Annotated in this window: 15 protein-coding genes; 8 read left to right on the top strand and 7 right to left on the bottom strand. The window is 66.8% G+C overall.

Annotation, left to right across the window (positions count from 1 at the left end; genetic code table 11):
- The first annotated feature begins 38 nt into the window (after positions 1–38).
- From LAJ50_RS08170 to LAJ50_RS08155, 4 genes are all read left to right on the top strand, one after another.
- Positions 39–3,098, top strand: coding sequence for a TonB-dependent receptor (locus LAJ50_RS08170; protein WP_171044663.1), 3,060 nt, complete (start codon positions 39–41; stop codon positions 3,096–3,098).
- Positions 3,099–3,202: 104 nt separating this feature from the next.
- Positions 3,203–4,771, top strand: coding sequence for a sulfotransferase (locus LAJ50_RS08165; RefSeq protein WP_138654768.1), 1,569 nt, complete (start codon positions 3,203–3,205; stop codon positions 4,769–4,771).
- 1 nt (position 4,772) lies between these two features.
- A complete protein-coding gene (locus tag LAJ50_RS08160; RefSeq protein WP_138654770.1) occupies positions 4,773–6,326 on the top strand; it encodes a sulfotransferase in 1,554 nt (517 codons plus the stop codon).
- A gap of 124 nt (positions 6,327–6,450) precedes the next feature.
- Positions 6,451–7,125 carry an energy transducer TonB gene (locus LAJ50_RS08155; protein ID WP_138654772.1) on the top strand — a complete coding sequence of 225 codons (675 nt, stop codon included), beginning with the start codon at positions 6,451–6,453 and terminating at the stop codon, positions 7,123–7,125.
- 78 nt (positions 7,126–7,203) lie between these two features.
- Here LAJ50_RS08155 and rlmH read toward each other — a convergent pair whose 3' ends face one another.
- The 7 genes from rlmH to LAJ50_RS08120 all read right to left on the bottom strand — a co-directional run bounded on the left by rlmH (position 7,204) and on the right by LAJ50_RS08120 (position 14,086).
- Entirely contained in the window at positions 7,204–7,674 is a 471-nt protein-coding gene (gene rlmH / locus LAJ50_RS08150) for a 23S rRNA (pseudouridine(1915)-N(3))-methyltransferase RlmH (RefSeq protein WP_138654774.1), read from the bottom strand.
- Positions 7,675–7,783: 109 nt separating this feature from the next.
- Complete coding sequence (rsfS, locus tag LAJ50_RS08145; RefSeq protein ID WP_130521277.1) at positions 7,784–8,179, bottom strand: ribosome silencing factor; 396 nt, start codon at positions 8,177–8,179, stop codon at positions 7,784–7,786.
- Positions 8,180–8,212: 33 nt separating this feature from the next.
- Positions 8,213–8,983 carry a nicotinate-nucleotide adenylyltransferase gene (nadD, locus tag LAJ50_RS08140; RefSeq protein WP_224096519.1) on the bottom strand — a complete coding sequence of 257 codons (771 nt, stop codon included), beginning with the start codon at positions 8,981–8,983 and terminating at the stop codon, positions 8,213–8,215.
- Positions 8,984–9,039: 56 nt separating this feature from the next.
- Complete coding sequence (gene holA, locus LAJ50_RS08135; RefSeq protein WP_138654776.1) at positions 9,040–10,071, bottom strand: DNA polymerase III subunit delta; 1,032 nt, start codon at positions 10,069–10,071, stop codon at positions 9,040–9,042.
- Positions 10,071–10,616, bottom strand: coding sequence for an LPS assembly lipoprotein LptE (gene lptE, locus LAJ50_RS08130; RefSeq protein WP_130552719.1), 546 nt, complete (start codon positions 10,614–10,616; stop codon positions 10,071–10,073). The genes holA and lptE overlap by 1 nt, the downstream gene beginning before the upstream one ends.
- A gap of 98 nt (positions 10,617–10,714) precedes the next feature.
- Entirely contained in the window at positions 10,715–13,348 is a 2,634-nt protein-coding gene (leuS, locus tag LAJ50_RS08125) for a leucine--tRNA ligase (RefSeq protein ID WP_138654778.1), read from the bottom strand.
- Between the two features lie 93 nt (positions 13,349–13,441).
- Entirely contained in the window at positions 13,442–14,086 is a 645-nt protein-coding gene (locus LAJ50_RS08120) for a DUF998 domain-containing protein (RefSeq protein WP_171044664.1), read from the bottom strand.
- 155 nt (positions 14,087–14,241) lie between these two features.
- Between LAJ50_RS08120 and trxA the strand changes: the two genes are divergently transcribed.
- The 4 genes from trxA (at position 14,242) to LAJ50_RS08100 (ending at position 17,276) form a co-directional block, all read left to right on the top strand.
- The gene (trxA, locus tag LAJ50_RS08115) at positions 14,242–15,099 is read left to right on the top strand and encodes a thioredoxin (protein ID WP_138654782.1); all 858 of its coding nucleotides are present in this window, start codon (positions 14,242–14,244) and stop codon (positions 15,097–15,099) included.
- Positions 15,100–15,296: 197 nt separating this feature from the next.
- Positions 15,297–15,773, top strand: a complete 477-nt coding sequence (locus LAJ50_RS08110; RefSeq protein WP_130553217.1) for a DUF4442 domain-containing protein — start codon at positions 15,297–15,299, stop codon at positions 15,771–15,773.
- A 55-nt stretch (positions 15,774–15,828) separates the two neighbouring features.
- Positions 15,829–16,500 (top strand): DUF502 domain-containing protein, encoded by a 672-nt coding sequence (locus LAJ50_RS08105; protein WP_138654784.1) that lies wholly within the window; start codon positions 15,829–15,831, stop codon positions 16,498–16,500.
- Complete coding sequence (locus LAJ50_RS08100; RefSeq protein WP_138654786.1) at positions 16,497–17,276, top strand: queuosine precursor transporter; 780 nt, start codon at positions 16,497–16,499, stop codon at positions 17,274–17,276. The genes LAJ50_RS08105 and LAJ50_RS08100 overlap by 4 nt, the downstream gene beginning before the upstream one ends.
- Positions 17,277–17,422: the final 146 nt, after the last annotated feature.

The following is a 17,422-nucleotide window of genomic DNA, read 5'->3' as shown; positions in this document are numbered from 1 at the left end:
TGGGAACTTGCATTCATTCCGTAGTCAGGAGAGAGACTGTGGCAGTCAATCGCACCAAGAAAGCCATGCAACGCACCGCCCTTAGCGTCGCCCTGGGCATGTGCTTCAGCACCGTCGCCTTTGCGCAATCGAACACGCAGGGTGCGATCTTTGGTCAGGCCACCGCTGGATCGACGGTTCAGATCGTCAATCCGAGCACCGGCTTTAGTCGCTCCACCACTGTCGGCGCCGACGGTACGTACAGGTTCTCGGCCCTGTCACCAGGAAGCTACAACGTGACGCTCCAGGGTGACGGCGGCGCTGCAATCGCTTCCCGCGAAGGGGTCTACGTCAGCATCGGCGGCGGTACGCCGGTCAATTTCACCACTTCCGGCGGCTCGGCCGCGACGCTCGATACCGTGACTGTGCGCGGTACCGCTATCGCGAGCCAGATCGACGTTTCCTCGGTTGAATCGACGAGCGTCTTCACCGCTGAACAGCTTGCAAAGATTCCGGTGTCGCGCGACACCACATCCGTGGCGCTGCTGGCCCCAGGCACCGTGCGTGGCGACAACGCGTTTGGAAATCTCGCCTCGTTTGGTGGCTCATCGGTCGCTGAAAACCAGTACTACGTCAACGGCTTCAACGTGACGAACACGTTTCGCAACCTGAATTTTTCCAAGATCCCGTTCGAAGCCATTGCTCAGCAGCAGGTCAAGACTGGCGGTTATGGCGCGGAGTTTGGTCGCTCGACCGGCGGCGTGATCAACATCATCACCAAGCAGGGCACAAACGACTTCCATGCTGGCGCCAATGTGTTCTGGTCACCGGACTCGCTGCGCGCCAAGACGAAGAATGTCTACTACGCCAACCCGCTGACCCCGAACTCCTTCGGCAAGCTTGAAGAAGACAATTCCAAGGACGAAGAGGACGAGTGGGTGGGAGCGGTCTGGGCCAGCGGCGCGTTGGTCAAGGATCACCTGTTCGTCTACGGCCTGCTGCAGTACAGCCAGAAGGACAGCCAGGCGTGGGGGAATGTCGACTCTTTCAACAACACCAAAGATTCGGTGGACAATCCGAACTGGGTGTTGAAGATGGACTGGAACATCAACGACAGCAACAAGCTCGAGTTCACCGCGTTCAAGGATACGCAGAAGACCAAGAGCAGGACCTATCTCAACGAACCCGGCGAGCTGGATCGCGGCGCACTCATCGGCACCTCCCACAGCGAGAACGGTGGTGAGAACTACATCGGAAAGTACACAGGCTACCTGACCGACAACTTCACCCTGACCGCCCTCTACGGCCACGGGACCTTTGACCGCTCGACCTACCTGCGCACCGCCGCAGGCGATCTCGTGGAGTACGGCGGTGATCTGAATGTGCCCGCTACCGGCTGCCCCATCATCGTCGATGCGCGCTCGGATCTGCGCAAGGCGGCGACTGGCGTTTACGGCAGTACCTGCAACATCACGGGAGGCTCCATCGACCGCAAGGATTCGAAGGACACCCGTGACCAGTATCGCGTCGACGCAGAGTGGGCGTTGGGCGACCATCTGATCCGGTTCGGTTACGACCGCGATGATTATGAGTCGGTGGCGGGCCAGGCCTACGAGGGTGGCCGCATTTGGCGCTATTCCACGAACGTTGGCCCCGACGGTCAACTCAACACCGCGGATGATTTCGACATTGTCCGTGAGCAGATCGTGCAGCAGGGCTCGACCGTCAAACTGAAGCAATGGGCGTTCTATGTCGAAGACAGCTGGAACGTCACCGATAATTTCCTGGCCTACATCGGCGCCCGCTGGGACACGTTCGAGAATCTCAACGGCGACGGCGCCACCTACGTCAAGATCGACAAGCAGTTCGGCCCCCGCCTGGGCTTCTCATGGGACGTCAACGGCGATTCGAGCCTGAAGTTCTACGGCAACGCGGGTCGTTACGCGCTTCCCCTCACGCCGAGCGTGGCGGTCCGCGGCGCGAGCGCCTCCCTGTTCACCAGGCAGAACTTCAACTTCACCCAGGTCGACCCCGTCACGGGAGCACCTGTCAATCCCACGCCGCGTAGCGCGCTGTCGTACGTCAATGCAGAGACGGGCGAACCCAAGAATCCTGAAACGATCGCGGCCAAGAACCTTGATCCGATGTATCAGGACGAATACATCCTTGGTTTCGAGCAGCAGCTTACCGAACACCAGTCGATCGGCGCCAAGGGCACCTACCGCAAGCTGAAAGCGGCAATCGACGACAACTGCGATTACACGCCCATCTACAACCGCGCCATCGAGGATGGGCTGGATCCGGTACTGCCGAGCGCAGGCTTCCCCTATTGCCGCATGTTCAATCCCGGCAAGGATCCGGTGTACCTGACGGATATCGAGGACAACGGCACGCTGACCGAGTACAAGATCGATGGCAGCCTGCTCTCACCCGACGCCAAGCGTACGTACAAGGCGCTCGACCTGTTCTGGAACGGGTACTGGGATCGCCTCTTCATCCAGGCTTCCTGGACCATCGCCTGGAACAAGGGCAACACCGAAGGCGGGGTGAAATCGGATATCGGACAGGCCGATACCAGCGTGACACAGGACTTCGATTACAAGGAGCTCATGGTTGACGCATACGGTTACCTGCCCAACGACCGTCGCCACAGCGTCAAGATCTTTGGCAACTATCAATTCACGGACGAATGGTCTGTCGGCGCCAATTTGATCGTTCAATCCGGGCGCCCGAAGAACTGCCTGGGCGACCTTGATCTGAATCCCGCTCCGGGCTCCGACAACTTCAGCCCTCACCCGTATGGTTCCAGCTTCTTCCGCTGCGGCACGACGGAGATTGGCGCTTCCGGGCCAGTGAGCGCGGTGCCCCGTGGCAAGGCTGGACGTCTGCCGTGGACCAACTCGATTGACCTGAACGTGGCGTACGCGCCGCTGTGGGCGCCGGGGCTGCAGTTCAAGATCGACGTGTTCAACGTCTTCAATAACCAGAAGGTGACTGCCGTCAGTGAAGTCGCCGAGAACGGCTATCAGACGGATGGCACTCCTCTGAACACCTATGGCCTGGCCCGTGCCTACCAGGCGCCGCGTAGCGCGCGCTTCATGGTGCAATACGACTTCTGATTTCATGCTGGAACAGGAGTCATACCGGACGGCCGCCACAAGGCGGCCGTCCTCTTTCCTGCCGTACCGCTATTCTTGGCGCACCTCTCCACCGCTGGCGGATCATGCAGCAGACATTGGATCACCTGTGGCGCACGGGACAGGCGCTCGAGGCAAAGGGAGACCTGGCGACGGCGCAATCGAGCTATCAGGCCATTCTTGATCATGAGCCGCGCCACATACCGGCACGGCTACGGCTGTCGCGTTTCGCTCAGTTCAATGATGACTATCGTGGGGCGCGACAACATGCCTTGACGGCCGCCGACCAGATCAGATCCGGCGCCAGCACCCGTTTACTTGCATTCGTGACGCAGCGGCTGCTCGATTTCTCGGAGGAAAACGAGGTGGCGGCACTGATCCTGGCGACGGACTGGACTGATCCGGAAGTGCTGCGGCAATCGCCCGCGCTTGCACAGCACCTGTGGCTTGCGGGTCGTTTTCACGATGCATTGCGTTTTCTGGACGCGGTACAGTCCAAGGTCGCGGAGAACGCCCTGCTTTCATTCACCCGGGGCAACGTACTGCGCTATCTGGGGCGGGCGAAGGACGCCACCGCGCATTACTTGCGCGCCCAGGCGCTGCAACCCCACACTGTGGATGTGCATTGGGCGCTCGCTACGCATGGGCGCCGAGAAGGCGCAAGCGAACGTCTAGCGCGCATCGAAGCGTCGCAATCACGTTACGCCGCCGATAGCCTGGAGCAGGTCCACCTACTGTATGCGCTGTTCCATGAGCTTGACCGCCTGGAACAGTTCGATGCGGCCTGGAAGGCGCTATCGCGCGGATCCGAACTGATGCATCAGCGCCTCAAGCACAACCCCGCCCTGGACAAGCAACGGATCCGAGCACTCCAGTCGCTTGGCTGCGAGCCCCAGGGCGCAAACGCGGCAACTTACCAGTTCCAGCCTCGTCCCATATTCATCGTCGGCCTTCCCAGAACGGGCACCACACTGCTGGATCGCATCCTGGGCAACCATGGCTGGGTCAGCAGCGCGGGGGAACGCAACGACTTCGCCGCAGCGGTCAGCCAGGCGACCAACCATTTCTTCGGCACGTTACTGGATGAGGAGGATCCCGCCGCGTTTCTCGACATCGACCTCAAGGCAGTGGGTCACGCATACCAACAGCGGCTGCGTCAGCACGCTTCAGCGACAGCGTATGCGATCGACAAGAATCCTCAGAACCTGTTCAACCTGCCACTGATCATCCGGGCCATGCCGCAAGCGAAGATCCTCGTGCTTGTTCGCGATCCGATGGATGCCGCATTCTCGAATCTCAAAGAGCTCTTCCAAGGCGGCGCCTACGCCTACAGCTATGACTTCCAGTCGCTGGCAGTGCGGGTAAGCGGCGTCTCACGCCTGATCAAAGGATGGAGTCATCAGAATCCGGACGCCATTCGGGTCATCTCCTACGAAACCCTCGTGCAAGCACCCGAGCAGACGATCGCGGCAACGTTGGATTTCCTTGGACTTCCTGCCGCCACAGGCTTGACTGACCTCAGCAGCAATACTTCCGCGGTTGCCACCGCGAGCAGCAGTCAGGTCCGCGATCAAATCAACCAGAAGGGCAGAGGTGCATGGCTGCGCTATGCATCGCAGCTCGCACCACTGAAAGCCATGATGGACAACGGCTGACATGAGCCAGGACTCGTATGACGCATTGCTTGCCAGGGCCGAACAGGCTGCGTCGCAGAGGCAATTCGCCGAGGCCATCACGCTTTACGAGCAGGCCTTGGCATTGCGACCAGGCGATGCACAGACCCTGCTTCAGCTTTCTTATGTCCACTCATTGAGTGGGCGGTATCGCCGCGCAAGACGATATGCGATGGACGCATGGGCAACCGGGACCCACTCGCCAAAAGCACTCATGGAGCTGTTACCGCGCCTCCGGACCTTCAATGAAATACCGGCGATGCGGGATTGCGTGCAACGCATGATGCCGGTATCGCGCATGTCGATTCCGGTCCTGCTCAAGGCTGCCGCTCATCTGAGTTACGCCAATTTGCCTGACGAAGCGATCGGTTTGCTCGACGAGGCACGCCGAGCCGACCCTGACTATCCCCCCACGCTTCTGGCTCGCACTCAGGTCTTGACCTACCTGGGCCGGTTCCGCGAAGCGGAGCAGGATGTCTCGCATGCGCTCAAGCGCGCTCCGGAGATCGCGCAGGGTTGGTGGTTGCAGGCATTTTTACGCAGACAGCAGGCCGGTTCGCATCACGTCAATTCAATCAATGCCGAGCTTCATCGCCCCAACCGTCGACCGGAGGACATCGCCCTGCTTGCGTTCGCCTTGCACAAGGAGCTTGACGACCTGGGCAGGCCCGAGGAGGCCTGGAACGCCTTGATGCTTGGCTGCCGCGCCAAACGGTCCACCCTTTCCTACTCGACTGCGGAAACAAGCGCTCTGTTCGATGAGCTGATCGCGTTCTCACCCGCAGATCATCCCCCTGCGCGGCGCACGGACACCGTCCCGATCTTTATCGTCGGCATGCACCGCTCCGGAACGACGCTCCTCGAACAGATGCTCGATGGCGCCCCTGACGTGCGCGGAATCGGCGAGCTTTACGACTTTACCAGCGCCATGCGCGACGCCACCGACTATCATTGCCGGGGAGTTGTCGACATCCATTTGGTGCGACGCGCAGCAAGCGCCGATCTCGCGGCGGCCGGCCGCCGCTACCTACAAGGCATTGCCTGGCGACTGAATGGCGAGCAATTCTTCACCGACAAACTTCCTTCCAATTTTCTCAACCTCGGCTTCATTGCTCCCGCGCTGCCGCAGGCCAAGATTCTTCACATGGTGCGCGATCCCGTCGAAACCTGCTTTTCCAATCTCCGGGAGTTGTTTTCTGACGCAAATCCTTACAGCTACGACCTATCTGAGCTCGCTGCCTATCACCAGCAGTACCAACGTCTGATGGAACACTGGCATCGCCGTTTTCCGGGCCGAATCATGGACGTGGACTATGCCCGCTTGGTGAGGGAGCCGGAAAAGGTGCTGCGCGAGGTCTGCGAGTTCTGCGGTTTGAGTTATGACCCCCGCATGCTGCAGTTCGACGCGCGCAAGCGTGGCGTGGTTACCGCGAGCGCGGTGCAGGTCCGCGAAGGCATCCAGGCGCGCGAAACACCCAAGTGGGCGCCCTATGCGGCCATGCTCCAGCCCATGGCGAGCGCATTGGCTCGGCACTAGCCCTTGCCGGACAGGTAGGACGCGGCGCATTGTTGACCAGCCGGAGTGGCGGAATTCCCATCCAACCCCAATCCGAGCGCCCGCACGTTTGCTGTGAAGCATGTCCCGACAACGGAGGTGGTCCATGGTTCGTACGCTCCCCTATGGCCCGGAAGGGCGAGTCAATGTGGCGCGCATCAGCGGCATCGCCGCGGCGATGCTGGTGCACGCGCTGGCCTTCATGCTGCTGCTGATCCCGGCCACGCTGCCGCCGCTGGCGGCGCCTGTGCACGACCAGGCGAAGACGGATTTCGAGTTGATCCATAAGCCCGTGGAGGCCACGGTGGCGCCACCGCCCAGGCCCACGCCGGCACGCCCTGCGCCGACCCAGCGCACCACGCCAGCCCCGACGCCGATCACGGTGGCAAGGCCGGTCGATGTCCCGGTCGCGGCCACGCAGACCATGGCAGATCCCGCGCCGCCCACGATGGCCGAGCCGACCGCGGTGGAGACCGGCCCCGCCCAGGCGCCGTCCGGCCCGCTGGCCTCGGCCTCGCTGTCCTACGTGCATGCGCCGGCGCCGGCCTACCCGCGCAGCGCGATCGCAAGCCACGCGGAGGGCACCGTGATCCTGCGCGTACTGGTCGACGTGGACGGCACGCCGCTGGAGGCGACCATCGAGACCAGCAGCGGCAATCGCGACCTGGACCGGGCCGCGCGGACGCAGGTGCTCAAGGCGTGGAAGTTCCAGCCGGCCATGCAGGACGGCCGCGCGGTCCAGGCCTACGGTCGGGTGCCGGTGGACTTCAGCCTGCGCTGAACCCGTGCGGCATCCGCCGCATGCCACGGCGCCGGCGATCTTCGCCGGCGTCCGTTGGCCCGCCCGCGGCACACAGGATCAGGCGCGGTGGTAGGGATGGTTGGCCAGCATGGCCGCGGCGCGATAGAGCTGCTCGGCGACGAGCAGCCGGGCCAGCATGTGCGGCAGGGTCAGCGGGCCGAGCGACCAGGTCTCGTGCGCGGCGGCGAGCACGTCCGGCGAATGCCCTTCCGGACCGCCGATCAGGAAGGCCAGATCACGCCCCTGCCCGCGCCAGTGCTCCAGGCGCTGGGCCAGCTGCTCGGAAGAATGCTGTTTCCCCGTCACTTCCAGCGCGACGATATGCGCGCCCTTTGGCAGGGCGGCCAGCACGCGCTGGCCTTCGTCCTCGATGGCGCGCTGCGCATCGCGATGCTTGCCGCGCAAGCCGGGCGTGACCTCGACCAGGTCGAACGGCAGCCAGTGCGAGAGCCGCTTCTGGTACTCGGCGAACCCCTGCGCCACCCAGCCGGGCGCGCGCTCACCGGTGGCGATCAGCCGGGCCTTCATGCTTCAGGCGTGGAACGCGCGGAGATGAGCGAGAAGAGAGAAGCGAGCGAAAACAGCGGGATGGACCGAGCGGGTGCTTTGTTCCTACTCACCCCTCACTCCTTCCCACTCACTCCTGCTCCTCGGGCGGCTGATCGCCGACCGTCCACAGGCGCTCCAGCGCGTAGAACTCGCGCACGCGCGGCAGCATGACGTGGACGATCACGTCGCCCAGGTCCACCAGCACCCACTCGGCCTCGCGCTCGCCTTCCACGCCCAGCGGCATCACGTCGAGCTTCTTGGCGAACTTCACCACTTCGTCGGCGATCGACTTCACATGCCGGGTCGAGGTGCCGGAGGCGATGATCAGGAAGTCGGCGACGCTGGACTTGCCACGCACGTCGATCTCGACGACATCCTTGGCCTTGAGCTCGTTGACGGCATCGTGGACGGTGGCGAGCAGCACCGGCAGGGCCGGGGGCGGGCTGGGCAGGCGGGTCTTGATGACTTGGGCTTGGCTGGACAAAAGAAGCACTTGGAGGGGCCGGACAGGCCGCGATTATAGCCCCGCCACCCCGTACAGGCCGTGGGCACGGATGAACGCGGCGACGGGCGGCGGCACCAGCGCCTGCCAGTCGCCGCCTGCGGCGATCCGCCGCCGGACCTCGCTGGCCGACTCCAGCTGCAGCGGCTGGCGCAGGCGCAGGACGTGACCGGCCGGCGCGCCGTGCAGCGCCGCCGGGTCCTGCATCCAGCGCGGCTCCACCTGCGCCGCAAGCGCGGCCGGCAACTCGCCCAGTCTGCTGCCGGCGCGTTCGGCGACCGCCAGGTGGGCCAGGGCGAACAGGTCCTGCCAGCGATGCCAGCCCGGCAATCCCAGGAAGCTGTCGGCGCCGAGCAGCAGGACCAGGGGCGCCTGCGGCCCCAGCTCCTCCCGGAGGCTGCGCAGGGTGTCCACGGTGTAGGAATGTCCGGGGCGATCCAGCTCGCGCCGGTCCACGCGCAGTTCCGGCATGCCGGCCACGGCCGCTTCCAGCATCGCCAGGCGCTGCCCCGCGTCGGCGCCAGGCGGCGGGCGATGCGGCGGATCGGCCGCCGGCACCAGGGTCACCGGCGCCGCCAGCGCGGCGGCGGCCAGCTGGGCGATCGCCAGGTGGCCGTTGTGGAAGGGGTCGAAAGTGCCGCCGTAGTAGACGTGGAGCCGGGATTGGGGATTCGGGATTGGGGATTCGGGAGAAGCAAGCGCATCTGCGCCGTTCGCGGGCTGCCGCTGATCTGATCCCGAGGGCGCGGCCCCAGGATCACGCGTTTCCGGCAACGCTTCGGGCACCGCAGATTCAAGCGCCCCACGGATCCCGAATCCCGACTCCCGAATCCCGGCCCGCTTCACGCCACCAACCGCACCGCGGCCGCGTCGGCGATCGCCAGCAGCAGGCGCTCCAGGGCGACCCAGGCGTCGCCGTCGCCGCGGCCCTTGGCGATGCGGTCGATGCGCGAGGCCTGGGCGACGAAGCGCTCCCAGCGCGCGGCGCTGGCGTGGCGCTGCAGGGCGCGCTTGAACGGCGCCTGCCGGCTTTCCCAGATGCCCTGCCCCTTCATCTCGGCGGCCAGGTTGCCGCCGCGCTCGGCCACCCTGGCCAGCTGCGCGGTGCTGAGCAGGTTGCGGATGATCATCGGCATCAACGCCGCCACCGCCTCGCCCTCGGCGCGCAGGCCGGCGAGCATGCGCGAGGCCTGGGCGGCATGGCCCGAGAGCGTGGTCTCGATCAGGCGGAACACGTCGAAGCGCGCGGCGTCGGCCACCAGCGATTCCATCGTCGCCAGGTCCAGCGTGCGCCCCGCGACCAGCAGGGCGAGCTTGTCGATCTCCTGGGCGGCGGCCAGCAGATTGCCTTCCACGCGCTCGACCAGCAGGGCGACGGCGTCGCGGTCGGCGCGCAGGCCGCGCGCGCGCAGCCGTGCCTGCACCCAGCCGGACAGTTCGTGCGGCTTGATCGCCCAGGCCACCGACAGCACCCCGATGCGCTCGATCGCGTCGGCCCACTTGCCGCGGTGGGCCTTGCTCCATTCGCCGGCGGTGACCAGCAGGATCACATCGGCCGGCGGCCGCGCGCAGAACGCGCTGATGACCTCGGCGCCCTCCTTGCCCGGCTTGCCGGTCGGCAGGCGCACCTCGACGATGCGGCGGGCGCTGAACAGGCTGGGCGCGTCGAAGCTGGCCTGCAGGCCGGCCCAGTCGATGTCGCGGCCCTCCACGTCGAAGACTTCGCGTTCGGCGATGCCCAGCGCGCGCGCGCGGACGCGCACGGCGTCGGCGGCTTCCAGCACCAGCAGGGTTTCCGGGCCGGCGATCAGGTAGGCCGGCGCCAGTTCGCCATCGGCGCTCTGGGCAACCAGCCGGTCCGGCGCCAGTTCCATCAGGGCGCGGGCGGCGGGACCGGCGACTGCACCGTGGCGCCGCCCGGACGGCCGACGCCGCGCACCACGCTGTCGATGCGGCGCAGGATCGAGGCCGACATGTCGCGGCGCAGTTCGTCGGCGAGGATCTCGCGCTCGGAGGTGGCGCCGGTCAGGTTGGTCGCCTCGGCCACGTAGTCGCGCGAGAGCTCGACCACCTGCTGCGGCACCAGCTCGCTGCCGTCGGCGCGCAGGAAGCGGAACACCACCGCGTAGCGCAGGCTGTATTCCTGCGCGCGGCCCTGCTCGTCCAGCGCGATCGGGCGGTCGCCCCAGCGCTCGGACATGATGTCCAGGGTGGCGACCTTGGCCTTGGGATCGTCGGCCGGGATGGCGCCGGCGGCCTTCAGGCCCACCGACAGGTCGCGCGCCAGCGGGCTGTACTGGTCGGTGGCCGAGACCTTCACCGGGCCCAGGTCGGCGGGCAGCGCGATCTTGCTGCGCAGGTGGAAACCACAGGCGCTCAGCACGGAGACGAGCAGGGACAGGGCCAGCAGGCGCAGCATCGGGGTCACATTCATGGACGGAAGTCTGGACGAGGCGCGCGCGGGCGGCAAGCGGGCGGGCGAGCCTGCACGATCGCGCGTGAACAGCGCTTGAGACCTCATCCCACCACCAGGTTGACGATCTTGCCCGGCACGACGATCACCTTGCGCAGGGTGACGCCCTCTAGGAACTTGGCGGTGTTGGGCTCGGCCTTGGCCAGCGCCTCGATCTGGTCGCGCGGCGCATCGGCGGCCACCTCGATGGTGCCGCGCAGCTTGCCGTTGACCTGCACGGCCAGGGTCACCGAATCGCGCACCATGGCCGCCGCATCGGCCTGCGGGAAGGCGATGTCCTCCAGCAGGGTCTCGCCATGGCCCAGCAGCTGCCACAGCGCATGGCTGGAGTGCGGGGTGATCGGGTTGAGCAGCAGCACTGCGGCCTCCAGCGCCTCCTGGCGCACGGCGCGGCCCTGGTCGCTGGCATCGTCGAACCTGGACAGGGCGTTGGACAGCTCCATCACCGCGGCGATGGCGGTGTTGAAGCCGTGGCGCTTGCCGTAGTCGTCGCCGACCTTGGCGATGGTCTCGTGGGTCTTGCGGCGCAGCGCCTTCTGCTCGGCGCCCAGCGCGGCCACCTCCAGCGCCGGCGCCGCGCCGGCGTCGGCATGGCGCTGCACCTGGGTCCACAGGCGGCGCAGGAAGCGCGACATGCCTTCCACGCCGGCCTCGTTCCATTCCAGCGACTGCTCGGGCGGGGCGGCGAACATGGAGAACAGGCGCACCGTGTCGGCGCCGAACCGGTCCACCATCGCCTGCGGGTCCACGCCGTTGTTCTTCGACTTGGACATCTTCTCCACGCCGCCGATCTGCACCGGCAGGCCGTCGGCGCTCAGGGTGGCGCCGACGATGCGGCCGCGCTCGTCGCGCTGCACGTCCACCAGGGCCGGGTTGATCCAGTCCTTCGAGCCGTCGGCGTTCTCGCGGTAGTAGGTCTCGGCGATCACCATGCCCTGGGTCAGCAGGTTGGTCGCCGGCTCATCGCTGTCCACCATGCGCGCGTCGCGCATGAGCTTGTGATAGAAGCGGAAGTACATCAGGTGCAGGATCGCGTGCTCGATGCCGCCGACGTACATGTCCGCCGGCATCCAGTAGTTGGCGCGCTTGTCCACCATCGTGGCCGCGCCCGGGCTGGTGTAGCGGGCCACGTACCAGCTGGACTCCATGAAGGTGTCGAAGGTATCGGTCTCGCGCTCGGCCGCCCCGCCGCAGTCCGGGCAGGTGGTCTTGCGCCATTCCGGGTCGGCCTTCAGCGGCGATTTCACGCCATCCAGGGTCACGTTCTCCGGCAGCAGCACCGGCAGCTGGTCGTCGGGCACGGGCACCGCGCCGCAGCGCGGGCAGTGGATCACCGGGATCGGGCAGCCCCAGTAGCGCTGGCGGCTCACGCCCCAGTCGCGCAGGCGGTAGTTGATCCGGCGCTGGCCCTGGCCCTTGCGCTCGAAGCGCTCGGCCAGCGCCTCGAACGCGCCGCGGAAATCCAGGCCGTCGAACTCGGCCGAGTTGATCAGCTGGAACTCGCGGGTCTTGTCCGAGTACCAGTCGCGCCATTCGGTGGGGTCGTAGCTGGCCTCGGCCTCGTTGCGCGGCTCCTTCAGCTCGATCACCTGCACGATCGGCAGGCCGTACTTGGTGGCGAACTCGAAATCGCGCTGGTCGTGGCCGGGCACGGCCATCACCGCGCCCGTGCCGTAGCCCATCAGCACGAAGTTGGCCACCCACACCGGCACGGCCTGGCCGGTGATCGGATGGATCGCCTTCAGGCCGGTGTCCATGCCGCGCTTTTCCTGCGTCTCCAGCTCGGCCTCGGACACGCCGCCCAGCTTGAGCTGTTCCAGGAACACGGCCAGCTCGGGGTTGTCGGCCGCGGCCTTGAGCGCCAGCGGATGCTCGCCGGCGATGGACACGAAGGTCACGCCCATCAGCGTGTCCGGTCGCGTGGTGAACACCGTCAGCGGCTCATGGCCGCCCTCGACGTTGAACTGGATCTCCAGGCCTTCCGAGCGCCCGATCCAGTTGCGCTGCATCGTCTTGACCGACTCGGGCCAGCCGTCCAGCGTGTCCAGGCCGTCCAGCAGCTCCTGGGCGTAGTCGGTGATGCGCAGGAACCACTGCGGGATCTCGCGCTTCTCCACCAGCGCGCCGGAGCGCCAGCCGCGGCCGTCGATGACCTGCTCGTTGGCCAGCACGGTCTGGTCCACCGGATCCCAGTTCACCACCGAGGCCTTGCGATAGGCCAGGCCCTTGCGCAGCAGGCGGGTGAACATGCGCTGCTCGTGCACGTAGTAGTCCGGCGCGCAGGTGGCGAACTCGCGCGTCCAGTCGATGGCATAGCCCAGCGACTTGAGCTGCTCGCGCATGTGCGCGATGTTGGCGTAGGTCCACTTGGCCGGCGCCGTCTTGTTCTTGATCGCGGCGTTCTCGGCCGGCAGGCCGAACGCGTCCCAGCCCATCGGCTGCAGCACGTTGTGCCCGGTCATGCGCTTGTAGCGGCTGATGACGTCGGAGATGGTGTAGTTGCGCACGTGGCCCATGTGCAGCGCGCCGGACGGATACGGCAGCATGGACAGGCAGTAGTACTTGGGCTTGTCGGACGTCTCGTTGACCTCGAACGCCCTGGTCGCATTCCAGAACTGTTGCGCGGAGGTTTCGACCTGCTTGGGGTCGTAGGCGTGGGTTTCGGGAACGGCGGACATGGTCGGGAACGTGGCGCGAGCGGCTGCAAAGCCGCAAAGCCTACCGCAGCGCACCACCCGGCGCACCCGCGCGGTACCCCGGCGGCGCGGCGGTCAGCCGCGCAATGTCGCGGTCAGCGGACGATCCGGGCCGCTGGTGGCGGCCAGTCCGCACCAGCCCAGCCAGGCCACGATCGCCATGCGCTGGGACAGCCCATCGGGCAACACCGCCGGGAGCACCAGCGCGAACAGCACCGCGAGCGCGGCCAGCGGCGGGCCGACGCGCACCAGCCCGCGCCAGGCCGGATCGCCGCGCAATCCGCCCGCAAGCAGCAGCGCCGAGGCCAGCGCCGTGGACCACCACAGGCCCCAGGCGGTGGCGTGCAGCAGGGTCTGGGTGCCTTGTAGGCGTACCGGGTCGAGCCGGAACACGCCCATCGCCACGAAGCCCAGCGTGGACAGGAACATCAGCTGCGCGCCGATGCGCTGCCTCCAGCCGGTGTGCAGCGGCAGGCGCAACCGCAGCGCGACGGCGACCGCCGCGCACAGAGCGCCGGGCAGGACGAAGCCGAACAGGTTGAACGCCACCGCGCCGGGAATCCCCTGCGCGCCCAGCAGCGCCACCGGATGGACCGACTGCGCATAGCCAGGCAGCGCCGCGCCGAAGCCCAGCAACGCGCCCAGCCACAGCGCGGACGCGGCCGGCACGCACCAGCGCCACCAGCGTCGCCGGACCTGGGCGATCACGCGGCGGCGCACTTGGCCGCATCGAAGGCGGCAGGAAAGCGGGAAGGTCCGGACATGCGCCGCAAGGCTAGCGGCCGCGCCGCGCCTGTCAATGGCGGCCGGCCGCGCCTTGTATCCTCCCCGCCCCGGCTCCATCTGTGCCCCCATTGCCGTCGCAAGGAATCCCCATGTCCGCCCAGCCGCACGTTTTCGACGCCACCACCGACACCTTCGAGGCCGATGTGCTGCAGCAGTCGCTGCAGGTACCGATCATCGTCGACTTCTGGGCGACCTGGTGCGGCCCGTGCAAGACCCTGGGCCCGATCCTGGAAAAGCTCGCCGCCGAGTACAACGGCGCCTTCAAGGTGGCCAAGGTCGATGTCGACCAGGAGCAGCAGCTGGCCGCGATGTTCCAGGTGCGCTCGGTGCCGACCATGGTCGTGTTCAAGGAAGGCCAGGTGCTGGGCGCCATCCCCGGCGCGCTGCCCGAGGGCGAGCTGCGCAAGGTGCTCGAGCAGATCGGCGTGCAGCCGGCCGCCAACGAGGACGCCGAGCCGGCCGAGGCGGCGCCGCTGCCGCCGGCCGAGCAGGTCGCCGCGCTGCGCGAGGCGATCGCCGCCGAGCCGGACAAGGACGAGCTCAAGCTGGATCTGGCGCTGGCCCTGCTGGGCACGGGCGAGGCCGCCGAGGCCGAGACCCTGCTCGATGCGCTGCCGGCGAACCTGTCCACCGACGAGCGCGCGGTCAAGGCGCGGGCGCGGCTGGGCTTCGCCGCCCAGCTCAAGGACGCGCCGGCCCCGCAGGCGCTCGAAGCGGCCTTGGCCAAGGACGAGGGCGATCTGCGCGCGCGCCATCTGCTGGGCGTGCACAGGCTGGTGGCCGGCGACGCCGAGGGCGCGCTGGAGCAGTTCATCGAACTGCTGCGCCGCGACCGCGCCTGGGAGGACGGGCTGGCGAAGAAGTCGCTGATCGACGCCTTCCGCGTGATCGAGGACGAGGACCTGGTCGGCCGCTACCGCCGCAAGATGTCGGCGTTGCTGTTCTGATCGGCAGCGGCCCTGGGCGGATCGCCGGGGCCGCGTTCAAACGGGCGGGGAGCCGCCATGGCGGCGATGGGGCTTCTCGGGAGAGCCTCATCGCCGCTCCCACCTTGGCTTTCAAACTTCGCCTTGTGTCGGGCTGCGTTCCATACCCATCCGTATGTTAGCCTCGCCTCCCGCCCCGATATCGCTGCCCGGCCGTCATGAAACCGTCCACGCTGCGCCATGGCCTGAACCTGTGGCCGCCGTTCCTGTTCACCGGCATCCATGTCGCCGAGATCGCGCCGGACTGGCGCCAGGCGCGGGTCGAGCTGCGCATGCGGCCGTGGAACCGCAACTACGTCGGCTCCCATTTCGGCGGCAGCCTGTTCGCGATGACCGACCCGTTCTGGATGCTGCTGATGATGCATGCGCTGGGGCGCGACTATTACGTGTGGGACAAGGCCGGGGAGATCGAGTTCGTCAAACCGGGGCGCGGCAAGGTCACGGCGCAGTTCCGCATCACCGATGAGGCGCTGGCCCAGGTGCGCGCGGACACTGCGGGCGGGCAGAAGTCGCTGCCCTGGTTCGAGGTCGATGTGACCGATTCCGAAGGCGAGGTCGTGGCGCGCGTGCGCAAGCAGCTCTATGTGCGGCTCAAGCCGGCGGCACGTCCGCCCGCCGCCCCTGCTGCCGACTGACGCGAACGCCCGACCCGCGGGGGGTAAGCGGCGCTGCACCGTTACAATGCGCGCCATGTCGACCCCCGCCGCCCGCCCCTCCCTGCAGAGCCTGTTCCTGACCGGCCTGCTCACCCTGCTGCCGATCTGGCTGACCTGGGTGGTGATCAAGTTCGTCTTCGTGCTGCTGTCCGATGCCAGCCGGCCGCTCATCGAACCGCTGGCCCAGCGCATCGCCAGCGACTTCCCGGTGGCCGCGCCCTGGTTCACCGGCGCCTGGGTCCAGGCCGTCATCGCCCTGGTGGCCACGGTGCTGCTGATCCTGCTGGTCGGCGTGCTCACCCGCCGCGTGGTGGGGCAGAAGCTGCTGCAGTGGTTCGAGGCGCTGATCCGGCGCGTGCCGCTGGCCAGCACCATCTACACCGGCGCGCGCCAGCTGCTGGACATGCTGCAGACCAAGCCGGGCAGCACCCAGCGCGTGGTGCTGATCGACTTCCCGCACCGGGACATGAAGACCGTGGGGCTGGTGACGCGCGTCATGCGCGAAGAAGGCACCGGGCGCGAACTGGCGGCCGTCTACGTGCCGACCACGCCCAACCCCACCGGCGGCTACCTGGAGATCGTGCCGGTGGACCAGCTCACTCCGACCGACTGGACGGTGGACCAGGCGATGAGCTTCATCATCTCCGGCGGCGCGATCGCGCCGGACTCGATGCCGTTCACCCGGCGCGGCGATCGCCTGGCATGAGTGCGCCGCCGCGCACGCTGGACGACCGCGCGGTGCGGCTGTTCATCGGGCTGGCGGCGTTCCTGTGCGTCAACGCGGTGCTGGCCGAGTTCATCGGCGTCAAGATTTTCGCGCTGGAGGACACGCTCGGCATCGCGCCGCTGCAGTGGAACCTGTTCGGGCAGACCGGCTCGCTGAGCTTCACCGTCGGCACGCTGCTGTGGCCGTTCGTGTTCGTGCTGACCGACACCATCAACGAGTTCTTCGGCACCCGCGGGGTGCGCTTCGTCTCGTGGGTGGCGGTGGCGCTGATCGTGTACGGCTTCCTGTTCGCCTACGCCGCCATCCAGGTCGCGCCCGCCGGCTGGTGGGTAGGCGCCGCGCAGGCCCAGGGCGTACCGGACTATCAGGCGGCCTTCGCCGCCATCTTCGGCCAGGGGCTGTGGTCGATCGGCGGCTCGATCGTGGCCTTCCTGCTGGGCCAGGTGATCGACGTGGCGGTGTTCCACCACATCCGCCGCCGCACCGGCGAAAAGTACGTCTGGCTGCGCGCCACCGGCTCGACCGCCGTCTCGCAGCTGGTGGACAGCTTCGTGGTGCTCTACATCGCCTTCGTCCTGGGCCCCCAGCACTGGTCCATGTCCCGCTTCCTGGCGATCAGCACCGTCAACTACGGCTACAAGATGCTCGCCGCCGTGGCGATGATCCCGCTGCTGTACCTGATGCGCCACGCCATCCGGGCCTACCTGGGCCACGCCCTGGAAGAGCGCCTGCGACTGGAAGCGGCCGGGGGCTAGCAGCGCGCTTGATGGATGCGACGGCGGTAAATGTTTGAAAGCTAACGATTATTTCGGCTTCTGACATTTGTTGCAGACGTTGCACACTTTCATGAAATTTCGGTTAAGATCACCTAACAGTTGCGTCAGAAAGCAGCTGTTCAGCT

The sequence above is a fragment of the Pseudoxanthomonas sp. X-1 genome (genome assembly GCF_020042665.1).
Lineage (GTDB): Bacteria > Pseudomonadota > Gammaproteobacteria > Xanthomonadales > Xanthomonadaceae > Pseudoxanthomonas_A > Pseudoxanthomonas_A spadix_A.
Note: the sequence above shows the minus strand (reverse complement) of the source record. Positions and strands in the feature narration are given on the sequence as shown.